This is a genomic window from Acidiphilium sp. 34-64-41, from assembly GCF_002282635.1.
Lineage (GTDB): Bacteria > Pseudomonadota > Alphaproteobacteria > Acetobacterales > Acetobacteraceae > Acidiphilium > Acidiphilium rubrum.
This window is the reverse complement of record NZ_NCJX01000005.1, coordinates 44360-66629: the sequence shown is the minus strand read 5'-3', so window position 1 is coordinate 66629 and position 22270 is coordinate 44360. Positions and strand designations below refer to the sequence as shown.

At 65.2% G+C, this 22270-nt stretch carries 16 protein-coding genes, 1 tRNA gene and 2 pseudogenes; 12 read left to right on the top strand and 7 right to left on the bottom strand.

Features of this window, described 5'->3' with window-relative positions:
• Window positions 1–350: 350 nt before the first annotated feature.
• Both B7X49_RS01925 and B7X49_RS01920 read right to left on the bottom strand, forming a co-directional pair.
• Window positions 351–1144, bottom strand: a pseudogene (locus B7X49_RS01925) (inositol monophosphatase family protein).
• Entirely contained in the window at window positions 1117–2109 is a 993-nt protein-coding gene (locus B7X49_RS01920; RefSeq protein WP_286702845.1) for a cytochrome c family protein, read from the bottom strand. Before B7X49_RS01920 ends, B7X49_RS01925 begins: the two are co-directional and overlap by 28 nt.
• Before the next feature lie 92 nt (window positions 2110–2201).
• Here B7X49_RS01920 and B7X49_RS01915 point away from each other — a divergent pair, with 92 nt between their 5' ends.
• The 4 genes from B7X49_RS01915 to B7X49_RS01900 all read left to right on the top strand — a co-directional run bounded on the left by B7X49_RS01915 (window position 2202) and on the right by B7X49_RS01900 (window position 6912).
• Entirely contained in the window at window positions 2202–2951 is a 750-nt protein-coding gene (locus B7X49_RS01915; RefSeq protein WP_286702849.1) for a 3-deoxy-manno-octulosonate cytidylyltransferase, read from the top strand.
• Window positions 2948–3811 (top strand): prephenate dehydratase, encoded by an 864-nt coding sequence (locus tag B7X49_RS01910; protein WP_286702844.1) that lies wholly within the window; start codon window positions 2948–2950, stop codon window positions 3809–3811. Before B7X49_RS01915 ends, B7X49_RS01910 begins: the two co-directional genes overlap by 4 nt.
• 188 nt (window positions 3812–3999) lie before the next feature.
• Window positions 4000–5790 (top strand): Hint domain-containing protein, encoded by a 1791-nt coding sequence (locus B7X49_RS01905; RefSeq protein ID WP_286702843.1) that lies wholly within the window; start codon window positions 4000–4002, stop codon window positions 5788–5790.
• Window positions 5791–5877: 87 nt separating this feature from the next.
• On the top strand, window positions 5878–6912 hold the full coding sequence (locus tag B7X49_RS01900; protein WP_286702842.1) for a YncE family protein: 1035 nt from the start codon (window positions 5878–5880) through the stop codon (window positions 6910–6912).
• A 33-nt stretch (window positions 6913–6945) separates the two neighbouring features.
• On the opposite strand, the gene hrcA is transcribed toward B7X49_RS01900, so the two are convergent.
• Window positions 6946–8037: a heat-inducible transcriptional repressor HrcA gene (gene hrcA, locus B7X49_RS01895; protein ID WP_286702841.1), complete on the bottom strand. Its 1092-nt coding sequence runs from the start codon at window positions 8035–8037 to the stop codon at window positions 6946–6948.
• 67 nt (window positions 8038–8104) lie between these two features.
• Between hrcA and rph the strand changes: the two genes are divergently transcribed.
• Together rph and rdgB are read left to right on the top strand one after the other, a co-directional pair.
• On the top strand, window positions 8105–8836 hold the full coding sequence (rph, locus tag B7X49_RS01890) for a ribonuclease PH (protein WP_286702840.1): 732 nt from the start codon (window positions 8105–8107) through the stop codon (window positions 8834–8836).
• The gene (gene rdgB / locus B7X49_RS01885) at window positions 8836–9423 is read left to right on the top strand and encodes an RdgB/HAM1 family non-canonical purine NTP pyrophosphatase (RefSeq protein WP_286702839.1); all 588 of its coding nucleotides are present in this window, start codon (window positions 8836–8838) and stop codon (window positions 9421–9423) included. Before rph ends, rdgB begins: the two co-directional genes overlap by 1 nt.
• A gap of 157 nt (window positions 9424–9580) precedes the next feature.
• Here the strand turns inward: rdgB and gltB are convergent.
• The 3 genes and pseudogenes from gltB to B7X49_RS01870 form a co-directional block, all read right to left on the bottom strand.
• A pseudogene (gene gltB / locus B7X49_RS01880) lies at window positions 9581–14064 on the bottom strand (glutamate synthase large subunit).
• A 5-nt stretch (window positions 14065–14069) separates the two neighbouring features.
• Entirely contained in the window at window positions 14070–15506 is a 1437-nt protein-coding gene (locus B7X49_RS01875) for an NAD(P)-dependent oxidoreductase (RefSeq protein ID WP_286702838.1), read from the bottom strand.
• Between the two features lie 186 nt (window positions 15507–15692).
• Entirely contained in the window at window positions 15693–16634 is a 942-nt protein-coding gene (locus tag B7X49_RS01870; RefSeq protein ID WP_286702837.1) for a complex I NDUFA9 subunit family protein, read from the bottom strand.
• A gap of 152 nt (window positions 16635–16786) precedes the next feature.
• Between B7X49_RS01870 and B7X49_RS01865 the strand changes: the two genes are divergently transcribed.
• From B7X49_RS01865 to lptB, 6 genes are all read left to right on the top strand, one after another.
• A tRNA-Leu gene (locus B7X49_RS01865) sits at window positions 16787–16869 on the top strand.
• A 61-nt stretch (window positions 16870–16930) separates the two neighbouring features.
• Entirely contained in the window at window positions 16931–17587 is a 657-nt protein-coding gene (locus tag B7X49_RS01860) for a ribonuclease D (protein ID WP_286702836.1), read from the top strand.
• A gap of 114 nt (window positions 17588–17701) precedes the next feature.
• Window positions 17702–18697: an SIS domain-containing protein gene (locus B7X49_RS01855; protein WP_286702848.1), complete on the top strand. Its 996-nt coding sequence runs from the start codon at window positions 17702–17704 to the stop codon at window positions 18695–18697.
• 2 nt (window positions 18698–18699) lie between these two features.
• Window positions 18700–19443 (top strand): LPS export ABC transporter periplasmic protein LptC, encoded by a 744-nt coding sequence (gene lptC, locus B7X49_RS01850; protein WP_286702835.1) that lies wholly within the window; start codon window positions 18700–18702, stop codon window positions 19441–19443.
• A 92-nt stretch (window positions 19444–19535) separates the two neighbouring features.
• On the top strand, window positions 19536–20519 hold the full coding sequence (locus B7X49_RS01845; protein ID WP_286702834.1) for an LptA/OstA family protein: 984 nt from the start codon (window positions 19536–19538) through the stop codon (window positions 20517–20519).
• Between the two features lie 47 nt (window positions 20520–20566).
• The gene (gene lptB, locus B7X49_RS01840; protein ID WP_286702847.1) at window positions 20567–21307 is read left to right on the top strand and encodes an LPS export ABC transporter ATP-binding protein; all 741 of its coding nucleotides are present in this window, start codon (window positions 20567–20569) and stop codon (window positions 21305–21307) included.
• Between the two features lie 46 nt (window positions 21308–21353).
• Here lptB and B7X49_RS01835 read toward each other — a convergent pair whose 3' ends face one another.
• A complete protein-coding gene (locus B7X49_RS01835) occupies window positions 21354–22247 on the bottom strand; it encodes a retropepsin-like aspartic protease (protein ID WP_286838109.1) in 894 nt (297 codons plus the stop codon).
• Window positions 22248–22270 lie beyond the last annotated feature (23 nt).

Sequence of the window (22270 nt, the reverse complement as noted above, 5' to 3'; positions counted from 1 at the left end):
AGCTTCATGGACCAATACAAAATCAACCCCGACGGCAGCATCGACTTCACGCCAGAACAACTCCACGAAATCCTCGGCCCACCCCCACCGCCCGTGCCATCCTGGCACCAGCCCTTCGTGCCGTCCTTCAACGTCAAAAAACTCTGGCGGAAGGGGCCATGACTTTGCACGCCTAAATCATTACGATAACGCAACAAACACCACGAAAGACAAGGTAAGCACTTCTTTTTTGTGAACAAAAAAGAAACAAAAAAAACTTTGTTAATTTGGGCCCGTGCCGGTTCAAACGCCCGTGCCCCAGAGTCAGAAAGTTTTTTGCTTCTCTTTTACAAAAAAGAAGCCTTCCCTTCCTACCCCAACGCCCCCAAAACCCCCGCCAGCATCGCAGCATCCCCCAGCGCCAGCACCTCGCCCACGCTATCCAGCGTCAACCGCCGCCCCTGCCAATCCGTCACCGACCCACCGGCCGCCTCGATCACCGGCACAATCGCCGCCCAATCCCATGGTTTCAGCCCGGCTTCGGCAATCACATCGATCTGCCCGAGCGCCAGCAACCCGTAAGCATAGGCATCCCCGCCATAGGTCACCCGCCGGCACGCGGCGGCGAGCCTGCCGAATTTCGCATGCTGCGCGGGATTGAACATCTCCGGCGCTGTGCAGGACAATTCCGCATCCGCCAGCGCCGCCAGGCTGCGGCAACCCGCGCGGCCGTGCCGCCCGGTAAACCGCAGCACCCCGGCATCCGCCAGCCAGCGCTCCCCCGTAATCGGCTGATCGATCAACCCGAGCACCGGCACGCCCTCATCGAGCAGCGCAATCAAATCAGCGTCGCAAAAATCGGCCGCCCGGTAATGAACGCCCGCGTCCCATCGATCGGATCGACCACCCAGGTGAAACGCCCGCTCGCCGCCCCACCCATCTCCTCGCCGATAATCCCGAACTCCGGCGTCCGCTCGGCCAGCACCGCCCGGATCGCAGCCTCCGCACCCTGGTCCGCCAGCGTCACCGGGCTGTCATCGCTCTTGGTCACCACATCCGGCAGCGCCCGGAAATACCGCCCGATCACCGCCCCCGCGGCATCCGCCGCCGCCGCGGCGACGGCGGCATACCCATCGCTCACTTCAGCGGCGCAGGGCTGGCCGATTGCGCGTTCAGATACGCCACCACATCGGCGCGAACCTGGTTATTCTTGATCCCCGGATACGCCATATGCGTCCCCGCGACGTCCTTCATCGGATTATACAGCCACTCGTTCAGCTTATGCGGCGTCCATTTGCCGTGCGCCGCCTTCTTCACCGCGCCCGAAAAACTATACCCCGCCTTGGCGAACATCGGCGAACCCACCACGCCATACAAATTCGGCCCGACGCCGTTGGCACCGCCGCTGTTGATCGAATGGCAGGCCGAGCATTGTTGCTGGAAAAAACTCTCGCCCTTGGCCACCACGGCGCTGGCGAGCAGCGGCTTGATCGAGGGCGCACCACTGCTCAGCCCGGCCGGCGCCGCCGCCGCGGTCGCCGTCGCACCGCCCGCACCCGGCTTGGGCAGCGGAATCGGGCTGGTCGACAGCGTCCGCAAATACGCAATCGTATCGGCGCGCATCTGGTCGTTCTTGATCCCGGTATAGCCCATCCGCGTGCCCGGCACGTCCTTCTGCGGATCATCGAGCCATTCGTTCATCTTCTGATAGGTCCACACGCCCGACGCCTTCGCCTTCGCGGCCGAGGAAAAATCATACCCCGCCTTGGCGAACATCTTGTCGTTCATCACGCCGTACAAATTCGGCCCGACCCCGTTCGCCCCGCCGCTGTTCACCGAATGGCAGGCCGCGCATTGCTGCGCCACGAAACTCGCCCCCTTGCTGACATCCGCCTTGACGATCAACCCGTCGATCGAGGGCACACCACCCCCGGCCGGTGCCGTCGCGGTAGCCGCCGTCGCAATCACCGGCTTCTTCGGCGCATCCTTGCCGGAAATGATTCCGGCCGCGTGAGTCGCGATCCAGAACACCAGCCCGGCCGACAGAATGCCGCCCGCGATCTTGTTCAGCAGCAACGGATCACGACGCTTGCCGCTGGTACCGTTCGCATGGGGGTTCGGCGTATTCATAGTCAGACATCCTCCAGAGCTTTACCGGGGGATGTATAACGATTTAGGAAAGTGCGACAAGCGATAACGTGATCGCACGCAGGGAGGCCGCAATTTCATCACCGATCATCCTGATCCCCGCCCGGCTGGGCTCGACTCGCCTGCCCGGCAAACCGCTGGCCGATATCGCCGGCCTGCCGATGATCGTCCACGTCCTGCGCCGCGCCCAGGCCGCCGCGATCGGGCCGGTCGTCATCGCCTGCGCCGAACTCGCCATCGCCGATGCCGTGCAGCAAGCCGGCGGCACCGCGATCATGACCGATCCCGATCTGCCCAGCGGTTCCGACCGCATCGCCGCCGCCCTCACCAGCTTCGACCCCGCCCGCATCCATGACATCGTGATCAACCTGCAAGGCGACCTGCCCGGCTTCGACCCCGCAACCCTGCACGACCTGCTCGCCGTGCTCGAAAACCCAGCCTTCGACATCGCAACCCTGGTCGCCCCGATCACCAGCCCCGATGAAGCCGCGGCCGATCAGGTGGTCAAAGCCGCCTGCGGCTTCGAATCAAGCGACATCGCCCCGGCACTCTATTTCTCGCGCCACATCATCCCCTCCGGCGCCGGGCCGCTGTGGCATCACATCGGCGTCTACGCCTACCGCCGCGCGGCGCTCGAACGCTTCGTCGCCGCCCCGCCCTCCCCGCTCGAACGGCGCGAGAAACTCGAACAATTGCGCGCCCTCGAACTCGGCCTGCGGATCGGCGCCGCACGCATCACCCACGCGCCGTTCGGCGTCGACACGCCAGACGATCTGGACCGCGCCCGCCGCGAACTCGCCGCCAAGGACCTCAATCAGCCATGACCGACACCATCGCCTTCCAGGGCGTCCCCGGCGCCTATTCCGATCTCGCCTGCCGCACCGCCTTCCCGGGCATGGCAACCCTGCCCTGCCAGACCTTCGAAGCCGCGATCGATGCGGTCCGCTCCGGCGCCGCAACCCTCGCCATGCTGCCGACCGAAAACTCCCTGTCCGGCCGCGTGCCGGACATGCACACCCTGCTGCCGGACTCCGGCCTCTCGATCATCGCGGAGCATTTCCAGCGCGTCGAGCATTGCCTGCTCGGCACACCCGGCGCCACGCTGGCGGACGTGCGGAAAATCCACTCCCACGCCGTCGCCCTCGGCCAGATCCGCGCCCTGGTCCGCGAGCTCGGCGCGCAAACCGTGGTCGAGGCCGATACCGCCGGCTCGGCCGAGCTGGTCGCGCGCTGGAACCGGTCGGAAAGTGCCGCCATCGCCTCGTCGCTCGCCGCCGAAATCTACGGGCTCGACATCCTCCGCCGCAATGTCGAAGACGCCGCCCACAACACCACCCGCTTCTACGTGATGGCAAAAACCCCCCGCCTGCCGCCGGTCGGGGCGGATAATCTGATCACCAGCTTCGTCTTCCGCGTCCGCAACGTGCCCGCCGCGCTGTTCAAGGCGCTCGGCGGCTTCGCCACCAACGGCGTCAACATGACCCGGCTGGAAAGCTACATGGTCGGCGGCCAGTTCTCCGCCACCCAGTTCCTCGCCGAGATCGACGGCCATCCCGAGCAGCGCGACGTCCGCCTTGCGCTGGAAGAGCTGAATTTCTTCTCCCGCGAAATCCGCATCCTCGGCGTCTACCCCGCCGCACCCTTCCGCCTGGCCCAGCGCGCGGCCCAGAGCGGCGCCGACTGAAACCTGGCGTTGTACGAACCGTCCGGCAACGAATCGTTAGATATTGCACCACGACCACCCAAGCACCGCCGAATTTCATTGTGACCAACGATCGGCTTTGCTAACACTCACCGCGATCGAGGCGCAATAACCGCCTCACAGGGCAGGCACCGACACAAAACGCAACCGGTGATTGTCAGGAGAGTGCGATGACCGTGCCGAGCGAGACGTTCAACCCGATCAGCACACCGGCCGCCGACTGGAGCGATCCGGCGAACTGGTCGGGCGGCGTGGTGCCGGGCGCCGGCGTCGCCGCCGCCATCACCGGCACGACCGCCCTGCTCGACCCCGGCGTCACGATCGAAGCCAGCCTCGCCCTCGCCGGCGCCGCCGTGCTGAGCGGCAACGATGGTGCCGTGGTGCTGGGATCATCCGCGGCCGTCACCATCTCCGGCAGCGGCGCGCTCTACGCGAACGATTCCGTGGTCAACCAGGGTGTCATCGCGCTCGGCGCGGCATCGAGCCTCAGCGTCGTGGTCGAACTCGGCGCGCTCAGCGGCCTCACCGGCGCGGCACCGCCCAGCTTCGCCAACACCGGCACCATCGCACTCGAAACCGGCGCCACGCTCGCCATCACCGGCACCGCATTCGAAAACACGGGCACGCTCGCGCTCGCAGGCGGCACGCTGATGCTCGACGGCGGCGCGCTCGGCGGCGGCGGGACGATCGATCTCGCCGGCGGCGCGCTCGCCTGGCTGGGTGATGGCGTGGCCGACCAGCAGGTCAGCTTCGCGGGCGGCACGCTCGCCCTGGCCGATCCCCTGCTCGGTGCCGCGGTCTCGCTCACCGGCTTCACCAGCGGCGATGTCCTGCTGCTGCCGACCCTGGCAGACGCGCGCATCGCCCAAAGCAACGGCCAGGTCACCATCGAGACCGCGACCGGCATCGTCGAAGGCAGTTTCGCGCTCGCCGGCGCGCCCGCGCTCAGCGTCGTCGCATCGGGCAGCGGCAGCGCCGTGGTCATCGCCGCCGCCAGCGCGCCCGCCCCGGCGTACGACCCGCCGTGCTTCGCGCGCGGCACCGCCATCCTCACCCCCAGCGGCTATCGCCCGGTCGAACACCTCGCGGTCGGCGATCCGGTGATCACCGCCAGCGCCGGCGTGCAGCCGATCGTCTGGGTCGGCCAGCATACCTCAGACCTTGCGACCCACCCCGCACCCCACCGGGTGCAACCCATCCGCATCGCCGCCGGCGCGCTCGCGCACAGCGTGCCGCGCCGCGCCCTGCGGGTCTCGCCCGACCACGCCATCGCGCTGGACGGCGTGCTGATCCCCGCGAAACTACTTGTCAACGGCGCCACGATCATCCAGGAACAGGATTGCCTCGCGATCACCTATCACCACATCGAACTCGCCCGGCATGACATCGTGCTGGCCGAAGCCGCACCGTGCGAAACCTATCTCGATACCGGCAACCGCGCCGGTTTCAGCACCGCCTCATCCTGGCCGGTGCGCCAGAAACGCTGGGACCGCGATGCCTGCGCGCCGCTGGTCACCGCCGGCGCCCGCTTGCGCCGCAGCCGCGCCGCGCTGCACGACCGTGCCTGCGCGCTCGGCTTTGCCCCGGCAGCCGCCGCCACGGTCGGCCTCTGGATCGATGGCCGGCCCGCCGCGCGCGATGCCGCCGGGCGCTTCGCCGTGCCGCTGGTGCACGGCGGCCGCGCGATCATCCGCTCGCACCGCTTCATCCCCGCACATTTCGATCCTGGGTCGGACGACCGTCGCGAACTCGGCGTCGCCATCACCACCCTGCGCGCCGGCCGCCGCCACTTCAACCCCGACGATCTGGCCCAATCCGGCTTTCACCCCCGCGCCAGCGGCGATACCGCCCGCTGGACCGATGGCAACGGCGTGATCCATCTGCCAACCTGTGTGCGATCGATCGCGGTCGACATCGCTGGCCTGCCCCTGGCCTGGCAGCGCGCCGCACCGCCACAGTGACAAATCGATGACACTGCCTCACCCTGGGTTGCGTCACACGCCGGGGCATTTCAAAAACCGGGCATCGTTCAACATCAAGGATCATCGATGACACGATTTCGCCTGGCTCTCGCGCTCGCCGCGACGCTCCTACCCGCCATCGCCGCCGCCGCGCCGCCGCAGTTCGCCCTGACCGGCAGCATCCCGATCGCCGGACCGGTGAAATGGGACTATCTGGCCACCCAGCCCGGCACCAACCGCCTGTTCGCGGCGGAGGGCGACCGCGTCGTCGTGGTCGATATCGCGACGCGGGAACTCATCGCCACCATCGCCCCGATCGATGGGGCCCACGGCATCGCCCTCGCGCCGCGCCTCAATCGCGGCTTCGCGACCGCGGGCATTGCCGGCACGGTCACGATGTTCAACCTGAAGACCCTCAAACCGATCAAGACCATCGACGTCGCCCCCGGCCCGGACGCCATCGCCTACGACCCCGCGACCGAACGTGTCTTCGTGCCCAATGAAAAAACCCAGGCGCTGATCGCGATCGATGCCCGCACCGGCAAAATCATCAAACGCATCCCGTTCCACGCCGATCCCGAATTCATCGTCACCGATGGCCGCGGCACCGCCTATCTCAACCTCAACTCGGCCGATCAGATCGCGGTGGTGAACACCCGCACGCTGAAGATCATGCGGCGAATCAACGTAGCCCCCACCTGCCACGGCCCCACCGGCCTTGCGATCGATCGGGCCCGCCAACGGCTGTTCGTGTCCTGCCGCAATCACGCGGTCGATGTCGTCGCGGCGCGCTCCGGGCGCATCCTGGCCACCCTGCCGATTCCGGCGTTTTCCGATGCGATGCGGTTCGACCCCTCGCGCAACCTCGCCTTCGCCCCCAGCATCGATGGTACCCTCACGGTGATCGGCGCGGCCGGCAAGCACGGCTATAAAATCGTCCAGACCCTGAAAACCGCCCCCACCGCCCGCACCATGGCGTTCGATCAGGCAACCCAGACCGCCTATCTTTCAGCCGCCACCATCGTCAAAACCCTGCCGCCGGCACCGGGCAAGAGCTACGGCAAGCCCGAGTTCGCACCGGGGAGTTTCCACATCCTGATCGTCAAGGCCGACAAACATTGAGCTGAACGACAGCGCGGCCGCCGGGCCGCGCTGTCAGCCGAGCAGGCGGCCGATCACCCTCGCGGTGTAATCGACCACCGGAATGATCTTGCCGTAATTGATCCGGCTCGGGCCGATCACGCCGATCGCGCCGACGATCCGATCGTTCCGATTGCGTGCCGGGGCGACCACCATCGACATGCCGGACGCGCCGAACAGGCCGCTCTCCGCGCCGATGAAAATCCGCACCCCGTCCGATTGTTCGGCCAGTTCGAGCAGTTTCAGCATGGTCTCCTGCGCTTCCAGCCGCTCGAACAATTGTTGCAGCGAGGCCAGCTTGTCGACCTGATCGATATCCGCCAGCAACCGCCCCTGCCCGCGCACGATCAACGACCCGCCCCGCCCCTCACCCGACCAGGTGGCGAGACCCGCCTCGACAATGCCCGCCGCGATCGAGTCGAGCGCCGAACGGTCCGCATTCATGTCCGCCGCCACCCGCAGCCGCAGATCGGCCAGCGACAGGCCCGATAATTGCGCGTTCAAATAATTGCTCGCCTCTTGCAACGCCGACGGCGGCAGGCCGAGCGGCGTCTCAATCACCCGGTTCTCTACCTGGCCATCCGCCGAAACCAGCACCACCAGCGCCCGGCCGGAGCTGAGCGGTACGAATTCGATATGCTTGACCGCCCCTTCCGATTTCGGCGCCAGCACGATGCCCGCCGCCGACGACAAGCCCGACAACAGGGTGGAAGCCTCGGTCAGCGTGTCCTGCACCGACCGGCCGGACTGCGCGAGCGCCGCCTCGATCCGCTCGCGCTCCTCATCAGATAATTCACCGAAATGCAGCAACCCATCGACGAACAGCCGCAACCCCCGGTCGGTCGGCAGGCGCCCGGCCGAAATATGCGGCGAAAACAGCAATCCCGCCTCGGTCAGATCGGCCATGACATTACGGATCGTCGCTGGCGACAGGCCCAGCGGCAACAGGCGCGATAACGTCCGGCTGCCTACCGGCTCACCGGTTTCGACATATTGCTCGACAATTTCGCGCAACACCGCAGCCGATCGGGCATCGAGCCCGGGCGGCCGTTTGGTCGGGGCGCCTGACTGAAACGTGCGCGGCGGTCGCGGGGGTGACTGGTCCATCCGCCGAGAAGAGGCTATCGCGGGGCGAAAATCAAGCAACCATCGCAACCGCACCGGAGCCCCCATCATGAACACCCCCACACGACCCAGCGGCCGCACGGCCGATGCGCTGCGCCGCGTTGAAATCGTCACCGGCTTTTCCCACCACGCGGAAGGCTCGGCGCTGATCCGCATGGGCGGCACCGAAGTGCTGTGCGCCGCCAGCGTGGAATCCCGCGTGCCCGGCTTTCTGCGCAACACCGGCCTGGGTTGGGTGACGGCGGAATACGGCATGCTGCCGCGCGCCACCCACACCCGCGGCGACCGCGAAGCGGCGCGCGGCAAGCAATCCGGCCGCACCCAGGAAATCCAGCGCCTGATCGGCCGCAGCCTGCGCGCCGTGGTCGATCGGAAATTGCTCGGTGAAATGAGCATCACCCTCGATTGCGACGTGCTGAACGCCGATGGCGGCACCCGCTGCGCCGCGATCACCGGCTCCTACGTGGCCCTGGCGCTCGCGATCAGGAAACTCCAGGCCAACAACGTGCTCAAGGCCAACCCGCTGATCGGCCAGGTCGCCGCGGTATCCTGCGGCATATTCGAGGGCCGCCCGGTGCTCGACCTCGACTATGCCGAAGATTCCAACGCCGAGGCCGATGCGAATTTCGTGCTGACCGCCGCGGGCGGCATCGTCGAAATCCAGGCGACGGCGGAACAGGCGACCTTCGACGAAGCCGCCTTCACCGCCTTGCTCGGCCTCGCCCGCAGCGGCACCGCCGCGCTGTTCGCCGCCCAGACCGCGGCCATCGAGGCGGCGTGATGCGGCTCGAAGGCGGCCAGCGGCTGATCATCGCGACCCATAACCCGGGCAAACTCGCGGAGTTCGCCCTGCTGCTGGCACCGTTCGGGTTGAACTGCGTCGCATCGAGCGCGCTGGGTCTGCCCGAACCGGCGGAAACCGCGCCGGACTTCGCGGGCAACGCACAAATCAAGGCCCTGGAAGCCGCACGCGCCAGCGACACCTGGGCGCTCGCCGATGATTCCGGCCTGCTGGTCAGCGCCATGGCCAACGCCCCCGGCGTACGCTCGGCGCGCTTCGCCACCGAAGCCGGCGGCTACACCCAGGCCATGGCGCGCATCATCGCAGCCACCCGCACCAACGATCACGCCGCCTTCGCCTGCGCCATCTGCCTCGCGACGCCGGATGGCAAAACCGCAACCTACCTCGGCTACTGCCACGGCCACATCGCCGCCACGCCGCGCGGAGCCAGCGGCTTCGGCTACGACCCGATCTTCATCCCCGCCGGCGCAACCCAGAGCTTCGGCGAAATGGACAAACCCACCAAAGCCGCCATCAGCCACCGCGGCCGGGCACTCAGGCAGTTCGTGTCAGCGCATTGCGGGTGATGCTGGCCGGTGGTGGGGGCGCTTGAAGTGAGCATCTGGCCTGGGTCGCCCTCCCCTTGCCTAAAACTAATGGATTTTAAAGGCTCCGCCTTTAACGGGGTCCAGGGGCAGAGCCCCTGGCCTTGCTTACTTCAAGCGCCCCTACCACCAACCGGCATTACTCCGCCGGCACCAGCACGCGGTCTGCCGTCATCATTGGCACGGGCAGGAATTTTGCGTAATCGCGTGGTACGATCATCCAGACGTGCTGGATGGTGCGGTCCCATGCGTTCAGCAGTGCTTCGGCGTAGCGGCTCTGGGTTTCGCGTGCGTGTTCGGTGACCAGGGCGCGCAGTTGGTCGGCCCAGTAGGGCTCGGAAACACGGTTCCATAATAGTGTTTCCGGGTTGATCCGCAGCTCGAAATCATCGCTGGCGTCGTAGACGAAGGCGATGCCGCCGGTGAAGCCGGCGCCGAAATTATCGCCGGTCGCACCCAGAATGACCACGGTGCCGCCGGTCATGTATTCGCAGGCGTTCGAGCCTGAGCCTTCGATGACGGCGACGGCGCCGGAGTTGCGGACCGCGAAGCGCTCGCCCGCCTGGCCGGCGGCGAATAATTTACCTGCCGTGGCCCCATAGAGGCAGGTGTTGCCGATGATGGTGTTTTCGTTGCTGATCATGTTCGAGGATGGTGCCGGGCGCACCACGATGGTCGCACCCGACAGGCCTTTGCCGACATAGTCGTTGGCGTCGCCGAAGACTTCCAGTTTCAGCCCCTGGACCGCGAACGCGCCGAGCGACTGGCCGGCCGCACCGCGCAGGCGCACGGTGACATGATCGGGCTTGAGGTCCATGCCCTTCATGGTCCGCACGATGCGCGATGAAAACTTGGTACCGATTGCGCGATGGGTATTGCGGATGCCGTATTGCAGCTGCATTTTTTCACCGCGCTCGAAGAACGCGCCGGCATCCGCGATCATCTGGGCATCGAGCGTTTCGGGCACTTCGTTGCGGCCTTCGAGCGTGCAGTAGCGCGCGTGCGGGCCGGGGTCGGCCTGGGCGAGAATCGCGTTCAGATCGAGATCGTCGAGAATCTCAGAGCCGCGCGAGACCTGGTGCAGGTAATCGGTCCGCCCGATCACATCCGCCAGATGGCGCACGCCGAGCGAGGCCAGGATATGCCGGACATCCTCGGCCACGAACGAGAACAAATTGATGACTTTCTCAGGTGTACCTTCAAACTTCGCACGCAACGCCTCATCTTGCGTGCACACGCCGACCGGGCAGGTGTTGGAATGGCACTGCCGCACCATGATGCAGCCCATGGCGACGAGCGATGCGGTGCCGATGCCGAATTCCTCGGCGCCGAGCATGGCGGCGATCACCACGTCGCGCCCCGTCTTGATGCCGCCATCGGTGCGCAGTTTCACCTTGTGGCGCAGGCGGTTGAGCATCAGGACCTGATGCGCTTCCGACAGGCCCATTTCCCAGGGCAGGCCGGCGTATTTGATCGAGCTTTGCGGGCTCGCGCCGGTACCGCCGGAATGGCCCGAAATCAGGATCGCATCAGCCTTTGCCTTGGCGACGCCAGCAGCAATCGTTCCGATTCCGGATCGTGAAACCAGTTTCACGCAGACGCTGGCCTGCGGGTTGATCTGTTTCAGATCATAGATCAGCTGAGCCAGATCCTCGATCGAATAGATATCGTGATGCGGCGGCGGGCTGATCAGCATGACGCCCGGTGTCGCGTGGCGCAGCTTGGCGATCAGGCCGGTCACCTTGAAGCCGGGCAGCTGGCCACCCTCGCCCGGCTTGGCGCCCTGGGCCACTTTGATCTCGATCTCGCGGCAGTTGTTGAGATATTCGGCGTTGACGCCGAACCGGCCGGACGCGATCTGCTTGATTGCGGAGGATGCGTTATCGCCGTTGGCGCGGGGTTTCGCGCGCTCGGCATCTTCGCCGCCTTCGCCGGAATCCGATCGTGCGCCGATCCGGTTCATCGCGATCGAGAGCGTCTCATGCGCTTCCGGCGAGAGGGCACCGAGCGAAATGCCTGGTGCCAACAGGCGTTTTCTGATCTCGGTGATGCTCTCCACCTCATCGACCGGAATTGGTGTCAGCCCCTCGCGGCGGAAATCGAGCAGGTCGCGCAGGGCGACGGGGGCTTGGCTGTGCACGGCATCGGCGTATTTTTTGTAGAGCGTGTAGCTATCGGTCGCGACCGCGGTTTGCAGCATGTGCACCATGCCGCCATCGAACGCATGGGTCTCGCCCTGGCGGCGCAGACGATACACGCCACCGACCGGCAGGGTCACCGCATCGGAATCCCATGCGGTCGCGAGAGCATGCCTGGGAAAAACTCAGCGACCAAAGCGCGCGACAGGCCGATCGCCTCGAAATTATAGCCGCCGCGATAGGATGAAATCACCGAGATGCCGAGTTTCGACATCACCTTGAGCAGACCCTTGCTCACGGCTTTCTTGTAGCGCCCGACGCAATCTTTCAGCGACAGCGTGCCGAACAGGCCGCGCCGATGGCGGTCCGCGATGCTTTCCTGCGCGAGATAGGCGTTGATCGTGGTGGCGCCGACGCCGATCAGCACGGCGAAATAATGCACATCCATGCATTCCGCCGCGCGCACGTTCAGGCTGGTGAACGTCCGCAGCGACTGGCGCACGAGATGCGTGTGCACCGCGCCGGTCGCGAGGATCATCGGGATCGGGGCGTGGGTTTCGTTGAAGGCTTCGTCAGTCAGAATAACATGAGTGCGGCCGGCGCGCACACCTTCCTCGGCCTCGCGGCGGATGCGTTCGATGGCGGCGCGCAACCCGGCCTCGCCGGCGGCGACGGGAAACGTGCAATCGACCACGCAGGCGTTCACACCCATGGTGCGGCGCATCGCATCGAACTCGGCGGTCGACAAAACCGGGCTGTCCAGCTGCAACAGATCGCATTGCTCGGAATCTTCATCGAGCACGTTGCCCAGATTGCCGAGCCGGGTCTTGAGCGACATCACGCGCGATTCCCGCAGGCTGTCGATCGCGGGATTGGTCACTTGCGAAAAATTCTGCCGGAAGTAATTGTGCAGGCCACGATAACGCTCCGATAACACGGCGATCGGCGTGTCATCGCCCATCGAGCCGATCGCCTCGCCCGCGTCCTCGACCATTGGGTGCAGGATCAGTTCGAGTTCCTCGAGCGTGTAGCCGACACCGAGCTGGCGGCGGCGGAGGTCTTCGCCGGCGAACAGCACGGGCTCCGGCGCATCGGTTTTCACGATATGATCGATCACGGTGATCCGCTTGGTCCAGGCGCCGAAATCCTGGCGCGCCGCCAGCACATCCATCATTTCGTTGTGGTGATAAAACCGGCCGCTGGCGAGATCGACCGCGATGGTCTCGCCCGGACCGACATGGCCGCGTTCGATGATGCGGATTTCATCGAGTTTCACCATGCCGGTTTCCGAGCCGATGATCAGCAGATCATCGCTGGTCTTGGTGAAGCGCAGCGGGCGCAACCCGTTGCGGTCGAGCCCGGCGATGACGAAGCGGCCATCGGTCGCGGTGATCGCGGCCGGGCCGTCCCACGGTTCCATCACCGCGTTGCAATAGGCGATCAGGTCGCGATGGGCGGTTTTCATCGTGGCATTGCTGCCCATCGCTGGTGGAATCATCAGCGTCTTTGCCATCGGCGCGTCGCGCCCACCGTGGATCAGCAGTTCGAACACGGCATCGAGCGTCGCGGTGTCGGAGCTGCCGGCCTGGATCACCGGCTTGATGTCATCGAGATGATTGTTGAGCACGGTGGCCGACAGGCGGGTCTCGTGGCTTTTCATCCAGTTGACGTTGCCGGCCAGTGTGTTGATTTCGCCGTTGTGCGCGAGCGTGCGGAACGGCTGCGCGAGCCGCCAGGTCGGGAACGTGTTGGTGGAATAGCGTTGATGATAGATCGCAAAGCGCGAGACGAAACGATCATCGAGCAGATCGGGGTAGAATTCGGTCAGGCTCTGGGCAAGGAACATGCCTTTGTAGATGATCGAGCGGCATGACAGCGAGCAGATATAGAGTTCGGGAATCTGCGCCTCGATCGCGGATTTTTCGATGCGGCGGCGAATGATGTAGAGATCGCGCTCGTAATCGGCTTCGGCCTTGCCGAGCGCGTTCCAGATCATGATCTGTTCGATTTCCGGCCGCGTCGCATTGGCTTTTTCGCCGATGCACGCAACATCGATCGGCACCTGCCGCCAGCCGTAGATGCGGTAGCCGAAATTCAGGATCTCGGTTTCGATGATCTGACGGCAGCGCTCCTGCGCCGAAAGATCGGTCTTGGGCAGGAACACCATGCCGACCGCGATCGGGCCCTGGCGCATCCGGTCGCCACCGCGCTCCACCGCATCGGCAAAGAAATCCTGTGGAATTTCCACGTGAATTCCCGCGCCATCGCCGGTCTTGCCATCGGCGTCGACCGCGCCGCGGTGCCAGACGGCCTTGAGCGCGTTGATCCCGGCAACGACCACATCGCGGCGCTTTTTGCCGTCGAGGGCGGCGATCAGGCCGACGCCGCAATTGTCGTGCTCCTGCGCGGGATCGTAGCTGCCGGCGAGTTTCGCGACATTGCTGTGCCAGGCTGCGAGAAATTCCGCTGCTGTCTCTTCGGTCATCGCATTCACTCCGCTGCGGTCGCGAACGACGCGCTCTGTTCGAGATATTGATGCATCGCGGCCGCGGCGTCGCGCCCGTCCTTGATCGCCCAGACCACCAGGCTCGCGCCGCGCACGATGTCGCCGGCGGCAAATACGCCGGGCAGCGCGGTCATGAAATCCTTCGAGCCAACCTTCAAGGTTCCCCAACGGGTCAGTGCCAGACCGGGCTCGTTGAAGGCACCGGGCAGGTCTTCGGGGTCGAATCCCAGGGCCTTGATGACCAGATCGGCCTCGATCGTGAAGGACGATCCGACAACCGGTTCGACGATCTGCCGGCCCGATGCATCGGCGAGGCCGAGGTGCATCCGCACCGCGCGCACGCCGGTGACGTGATCACCGCCCAGAAACGCTTCGGGTGCGGCGAGCCAGGTGAATTCGATGCCCTCGTCGATCGCGTTGGTGACCTCGCGCATCGAGCCGGGCATGTTCGCCCGGTCGCGCCGGTACAGGCAGGTGACCGAGGCGGCGTCCTGGCGGATGGCGGTGCGCACGCAATCCATCGCGGTATCGCCGCCGCCGATCACCACCACGCGCTTGCCGGCGGCGTTGAGCAGGCCGGAGTCGTAATCCGGCACGTCGTCGCCCAATCCCTTGCGGTTCGAGGCGATCAGGTAATCGAGCGCCGGCACGATGCCGTGCAGGCCGGACCCGGGGGCCGCGATTTCGCGGGCTTTGTAGACCCCGGTTGCGATCAGCACGGCATCGTGTCGGCCGCGCAGTGCTTCAAAGCTCAGTGCGCCGCCGATGTCCTGGTTCAGGTGAAACTGAATGCCGCCGTCTTCCAGCCATAGGCGGCGGCGCTCGACGATCGGTTTTTCCAGCTTGAAGCCGGGAATGCCATAGATCAGCAAGCCGCCCATCCGGTCGTGCCGGTCGTAGACATGGATTTGATAGCCTTGGCGGCGCAGCGCCTCGGCGGCCGCGAGACCGGCCGGGCCGGCGCCGATGATGCCGATCGACTGCGCGCGTTCGCGCCGCGGGCGGATCGGGCGGACCCAGCCCTGCTCGAACGCGGTATCGGTGATGAAGCGCTCGACCGCGCCGATGGTCACGCTCTCGAAGCCCTTTTCGATCACGCAATTGCCTTCGCACAGCCGGTCCTGCGGGCAGATGCGGCCGCAGATTTCGGGGAAGGTGTTGGTCGCGGCGGAGATTTCATACGCCTCCTCCAACCGTCCCTCGGCGGAGAGTTTCAGCCAGTCGGGGATGTTGTTCCCGAGCGGGCAATGGATCTGGCAGAACGGAATCCCGCATTGGCTGCAACGGCTCGCCTGGGCGGCGGCGCCGGCCTGATCGAACTCCCGATAGATCTCGCCAAAATCCTCGCGGCGCTCCACCACGCCGCGTTTTTGGGGCGGTTGCTGCGGCAGGCGCACGAATTGCTGCATGTGCTCGGTCATCGGCACAACTCCGTTTCCGTTATTTTACTGTTCGGATTTCGTTTATCCGATCAAACGGGCCGATGCCAGCAATATTTTACTTATACGACAGGACCGGTATTATAGTTCGTTGTTTTTCTGCATTGCGCGCTACGCTGATCACCGGGCGCGCCGATAAATAGGATCATAATCGGACCTATCGCCAATTCAGCTCGGTTTTCCCTTGCCGCCGACCCGGTAGCGGCGCAGGTAATCGGGCACGATCAGGCGGATCGGCGTCGGCGTGATGCCGAGGCTCGCCAGCGTCAGCGCGCCGGGGGAGACCACATTGTCCCGGCGCAGCAGCAATAATTGATCGCGCGTGAGCAGTTTGCCCGGCAGATGTTCCAGCACGCTCGCCTGCAGACCTGCGAGCCAGCGCGGCAGCGCGATCAACGCGCGGTGCCGGCCGGTCTCATGCAGGATATAGGCCATCAGCGCGCGGAAGGTTTCGATGTCCGGCCCGCCGAGCTCATAGGTCTGGCCCATTGTGTCCGGCTGCGCGAGCGCCGCCATGACCGCCTGTGCGACATCACCAACATAGACCGGCTGGAATCGGGTTTCGCCTTCGATCACCGGCAAAGCGGGCGAGATCGCCGCCATCGCGCCGAACCGGTTGAAAAACTGATCCTCCGGCCCGAACACGATCGAGGGGCGCAGGATCGTCGCGGTCGGAAATGCGGCGCGCACCGCAAGTTCGCCGGCGCCCTTGCTGCGTGCGTATTGGCTGGCGCTGGTGGGGTCGGCGCCGATCGCCGAGATCTGGATCAGCCGGGCAACGCCGCCCGCCGCCGCAAGGCGCGCGATCATGCCGGCACCGGCGTGCTGCACGCGCTCGAAATCGCCGCGCCGCCGCTCGGCCAGAATCCCGACCAGATTGATCACCACATCCGCCGACTCGACCGACCGGCGCACCGCCGCCTCGTTATCGAGCGGCGCATAGAGCGGCACGATCTGCCCGACGCCGCCGAGCGGGCGCAGAAACGCCCCGGCCTCGGTATCGCGCATCGCGGCGCGGACCATATAGCCCTGATCAGCCAGGCGCTTGACCACGTAGCGGCCGATAAAACCGGAGGCGCCGAAAACCGTTGCGATCTTGCGCGATGCCATGAAATCTCCTGGGGTTGCTCTATAAAATGGTCGCACGATCACCCGCGGCAAGACAACTGCCCGCGGCTTGGCGCATTGACGGGCGCAGGCGGCTTCGCTAAAGCGCGGCTCATCGGTTGCCGCCTCGTGGTGCGGCGCTCGAAAGCCCCCATGCCCAGGTGGCGAAATGGTAGACGCGCAGGCTTCAGGTGCCTGTGGCCGCAAGGCTGTGGAAGTTCGAGTCTTCTCCTGGGCATTTTGGTGGGGCATTTCAGTGGGGCGCCAGGCCGATCCTTACAAATTTGTTGGAAAATCACATGAGCCAGACGCAGTTTGCCGCCGGCGCGACCATTCACATCCATCGCCACGATCTGCCGGATGGCATCACGTTCGGCGCGATGGTCGCGATCGATACCGAAACCATGGGCCTCGACCCCAGGCGCGACCGGCTCTGCCTGGTGCAGCTATCGGCCGGTGATGGTACCGCGCATCTGGTCCAGATCATTCCGCCGGCGATGGGCGGCCGTGGGGCTGATTGCCCCAATTTGAAGGCGCTGTTGACCAACCCGGACGTGATCAAGATTTTTCACTTCGCCCGATTCGATGTCGCCGCACTCTACAATGGGCTCGGCGTGATGACCGCGCCGGTGATCTGCACCAAAATCGCCTCGAAACTGATCCGCACCTACACCGACCGGCATGGGTTGAAGGATTTGTGCCGCGATCTCATCGGCGTCGATCTGTCCAAGCAGCAGCAGACCAGCGATTGGGGCGCACCCGAACTGACCGCCGAGCAATGCGCCTATGCCGCATCAGACGTGCTGCATCTGCACGCGCTGTGGGCGAAGCTCGATGGGTTGCTGGTGCGGGAAAACCGGCGCGATATCGCCCAGGCCTGCTACGATTTCCTGCCGATGCGCGGCCGGCTCGACCTGCTGGGCTATGAGGACCCGGACCTGTTCAGCCACCGTTGAGCGCGCGACCGATTACACTTGGTTGCGCCCTGATCAGTTGACCCGACGCGATCCATCGTCCCATACAGGATCATGAGTCTGAGGCAGACATTGGATCATCCCCGCATCGGCCGCATGGCCGGGGGCGGCGATGACGAATTGGCGTCGGTTGCGCGCGATCTCGCGGTCGCGCGCGACGTGCTGAGCACCGAGGCCGACGCGCTGAAAGCACTGGCCGGCACGCTGGGTGCGGGGTTCTCGGCCACGGTTTCGCTGCTGCACGCAGCAGGCGGCCGCGTGGTGGTGACCGGCATGGGCAAATCCGGCCATGTCGCCCGCAAAATCGCAGCGACCTTGGCTTCGACCGGTACCCCTGCCCTGTTCGTCCATCCGGCGGAGGCGAGCCACGGCGACCTCGGCATGATCGTGCCGGGCGATGTCGTGCTGGCCCTGTCCAATTCCGGTGAAGCGGCGGAACTCGCCGATATCGTGACCCATGCGCGGCGGTTTGCCCTGCCGCTGATCGCGATCACCGCGCGCGCCGACAGCACGTTGGCGCGCGCGGCAACGCAGGTGCTGCTGCTGCCGAACGCGCCGGAGGCCGGGCCGATCGGCCTGGCGCCGACCACCAGCACCACCATGCAGATGGCGCTGGGCGATGCGCTGGCCGTCACGCTGCTATGTCGGCGCGGCTTTACGGCGGCGGATTTTTCCTCGTTCCATCCTGGCGGCAAGCTCGGCGCGCGGCTCAAGCGGGTCAGTGATCTGATGCACACCGGCGCCGCCATCCCGCTCGCCGGGCCCGATACCACGATGGACCAGGCGATTCTGCTGATCACGGAAAAGCATTTCGGCTGCCTCGGCATCGTCGATCCGGCTGGCACGCTTCTCGGCATCGTCACCGATGGCGATATGCGCCGCGCGATGGGCCCGGAGTTCCTGGGCCGGCGCGCCGATGCCATCATGACGCGCACACCCCGCGTGATCGGCGCGGCGGCGCTCGCCGAAGACGCGCTGCACGACATGACGGCGCTGGAACCCAAAGTAATGTCGCTGTTCGTGGTCGATGCGGCGCGGCGCGTGATCGGGATCGTGCATATGCATGATCTGCTGCGCGCCGGGGTGGCGTGAGCATGACACCGCCGATCGCACCCGAACGGGCCGCCGTCCGTCTCGATCCACGCGGTGAAAAAAAATCGGGGTCGCTGCTGACCAGCGAGGGCATTCTGGCCGCACTCAGCCGCACACGCGAAGAACAGCGCGCGGTGCTGGGACGCCACCGCCGCACGGTGTCGATTTTCAAATATACGCTGCCAGCGGCGGCCGCCGTGCTGATCACCGCGCTGGCGGTGCTGCCCAACCTGCGCAACGGCGCTGCGATCGGCCGGATTTCGTACAAGAAACAGGCGATTGCGGCCGGCGCGCCGCTTTCGCGCATGAGCACGGCGCGGTATCGCGGCGTGGATGCGCAGGGCGAGAAATTCACGATCACGACGCAGCGCGTCATCCAGGTCACGCAGGGCCGGCTGAACCTGGTGGCGCCGAAGGGCGACCTGACCACCAAATCCGGCAATTGGCTGATGCTGAACGCGCGCCACGGCCTGTATCACCAGAACAGCCAGTTGCTCGATCTGGCCGGCAAGGTGACGCTGTACCGCCAGGACGGCACGATCCTGCACACCAGCCGCGCCGCGATCGATATCAAGGGCGGCTCAGCCAAGGGCTCCGATCCGGTCAAGGCGTTCGGCCCGTTCGGCACGCTGCACGCGCAGGACGGCTTCGTTGCGACCAATCATGGCAGCGATATTTTGTTCAAGGGCGCTTCGCACGTGGTGCTTGATCAGGTTGCGGTTCCGGCCGTTGGGGGCGGATCGTGACGGTAAGGCAAGGCAAGGACTGCTTTTTTGTAAAAAAGCAGCAAAAAACTTTTGTTAATCTGGGCCATGGGCGGTTGCACCAGCACGGACTGATGGTTGGAAAGTTTTTTTGCTTCTTTTTTTCCAAAAAAAGAAGTGCTTCCTTCCTTCTCTTTCTGGCGTTCGCAGCACCCGCAGCCGCCCAAGCCCAATCCCTCGGCTTCGACGGCGGCTCCGGCCCGACGCCGGTGCCGATCAACATCACCGCGAGCAACGGCATCGCCTGGAACCAGACGGCGCACACCGTGACGGCGATGGGCAGCGCCCAGGCCGTGCGCGGCAAGGTGACGGTGACGGCTAACCAACTGGTCGCGCATTATCAGCCGAAAACGGGCACCATGCCGCCCGCGACCAAGCCCGCCGCGACCGATGGTGGGCTGGGCGGGCTCGATTCCGGCTCGTCGCAGATCACCCAGCTCGATGCCGTCGGCAATGTGCATATTTTCACCGCGACCGATCAGGCGTTCGGCGATCTCGCGGTGTTCCATATGGACCGGCACGAATTGGTCCTGACCGGCAAGCACCTGAAGCTGACCACGCCGACCGACACTGTGACCGCGCGCGATCAGATCCAGTATTGGTCGCAGGAGCGCAAGGCGGTGGCGATCGGCGACGCGCTGATCGTGACGAACGACCAGCGATCGATCGCGGCCGATACGCTGACTGGCTATTTCGTCGCAGCCGCGCCGCCGGGTGTCGCCGCGGCGAAACCACCGTCCGATCCGGACGATCAGGCGAGCAAGCTGCGCAAGGTGGTTGCGGTCGGGCATGTCGTGGTGCGGACGGCGACCGATATCGCGACCGGTGAGCACGGCGTGTATCATCCGGCGACCGGCATCGCGATCCTGACCGGCGATGTGCATATCACGCACGGACCGAACGAATTGGCCGGGCAGCGCGGCCAGGTGAACATGAAGACCGGCATCGCGACACTGATGGCGACCAAGGGCCATCGCGTCGAGGGCATGGTGCTGCCCAATTCCGCCCCCGGACCTGCCGCGAAGTCGCCGCAATCTGCGCGGAAACCGGGTTCATGAACGAGCAATCGCGCGTCAGCGAGGGCGGGTATCGGGAGCCGGCCGGTATGATTTCGATCCCATCGGGGACGGGGCTGGTGGCGACCGGTCTTGGCAAAAGCTTTCGCAAACGCCCCGTGGTGCGCAACGTGTCGGTCACGCTGCGGCGCGGCGAGGTGGTCGGGCTGCTCGGGCCGAACGGCGCGGGCAAGACGACGACGTTCTACATGATCGTCGGGCTGATCCAGCCGGATACCGGCTCGATCGTGCTGGATGGCGCGGATATCTCGACCCTGCCGATGTATCGCCGCGCCCGCCTGGGGGTTGGCTACCTGCCGCAGGAGGCGAGCGTGTTTCGCGGCCTGACGGTGGAGCAGAACATCATGGCGGCGCTGGAAGTGGTCGAAGACGACCGCGACCGGCGCGATGCGATGCTGACCGAGTTGCTGGCGGAATTCAGCATTCTGCACCTGCGGCGCACCCCGGCCATCGCGCTGTCGGGCGGTGAACGCCGCCGCGTCGAAATCGCCCGCGCGCTCGCCACCGGCCCAAGCTACATCCTGCTCGATGAACCGCTGGCCGGAATCGATCCCATCGCGGTCGGTGAAATCCGCGACATGGTCACCCAACTCAAGGACCGCGGCCTCGGCGTGGTGATCACCGACCATAATGTGCGCGAGACGCTCGAAGTGATCGACCGGGCCTATATTTTGCACGACGGGCAGGTTTTGATGGAGGGCCTGCCGGATGAGGTTGTCGCGCATCCGGATGTGCGGCGGGTTTATCTCGGGGATCGGTTTATTCTGTAAAAGAAGGGTTCTTTTTTGTAAAAAAGAGCCAAAAAACTTTTATTCGTTATCTTGCAAATAATTGATCTGTGGTGTTCGAGATGTAGATCTCGTGGCGGGCGGTCAGATTGTCGCCGATCACCAGACGATTGTCGATCTGCGCCAGATGACCACCGACGGCAATGATCGGGTGATGCCAGACGAGCCCGCCAAAGATGAGCGTCTTGAAGCGGTACAGTTTTGCGATGAAGATCTGGTTGCCGACGCCGCTGTATTTCCGCTCCCCCACGATCTGTGGCGCGAGGCCGGAGGCGTGGAACAGGTATTCCGACAGAAAACTGCTTGCCGCACCGGTATCAAGAATCGCGGTCAGGCGATGACCATCCAGCGTCACCGGGAATTTCGGTGCGCCGTTGCCCGCCTTGCCGAAATCGACCGGGTGTAGCGCACCGCTCCATGGCACGATCGTGCCGCAATCGAACGTATCGACCAGAAACACCTGCTGCGCCGGCAGGTCGATGTCGATATCGTAATAACGCAGGATGTCGTTGCCGATCAGGCCGCCGAGATGCCGCCCATCGGGCAGTTTGTGGTCCGACAACGCGAGCACGGGCAGCAGGATCTTGCTGCCGCGCGCAGCACCGAGTTGAAAATCGCGCACCGTCGCGACCGAGGTGAACGTCGACCCGCCCGCTCCGGCGACCAGCAGCGATTTGCTGGCCTCGACCGGCAGATTGAGCGCGGTGGCGACCGACGGTGTCACGCTGGAAAACGCGCCACCGGTATCGATCATGATATCCACCGGCAACCCGTTCATCCGCGCGCGGACGATCGGCATCGGGCTGTTCGGAAAGGCGGTGTTGAGCAGGGCAACCGGCTTGGGTTTGCACACGCCCGATGAAGCACAACCGCCCAAGGCCAGCATCATCACGATACCAGCCAGCACAAAAGCAAAATTCACAAACATCCCCCCTAATCGGAAAC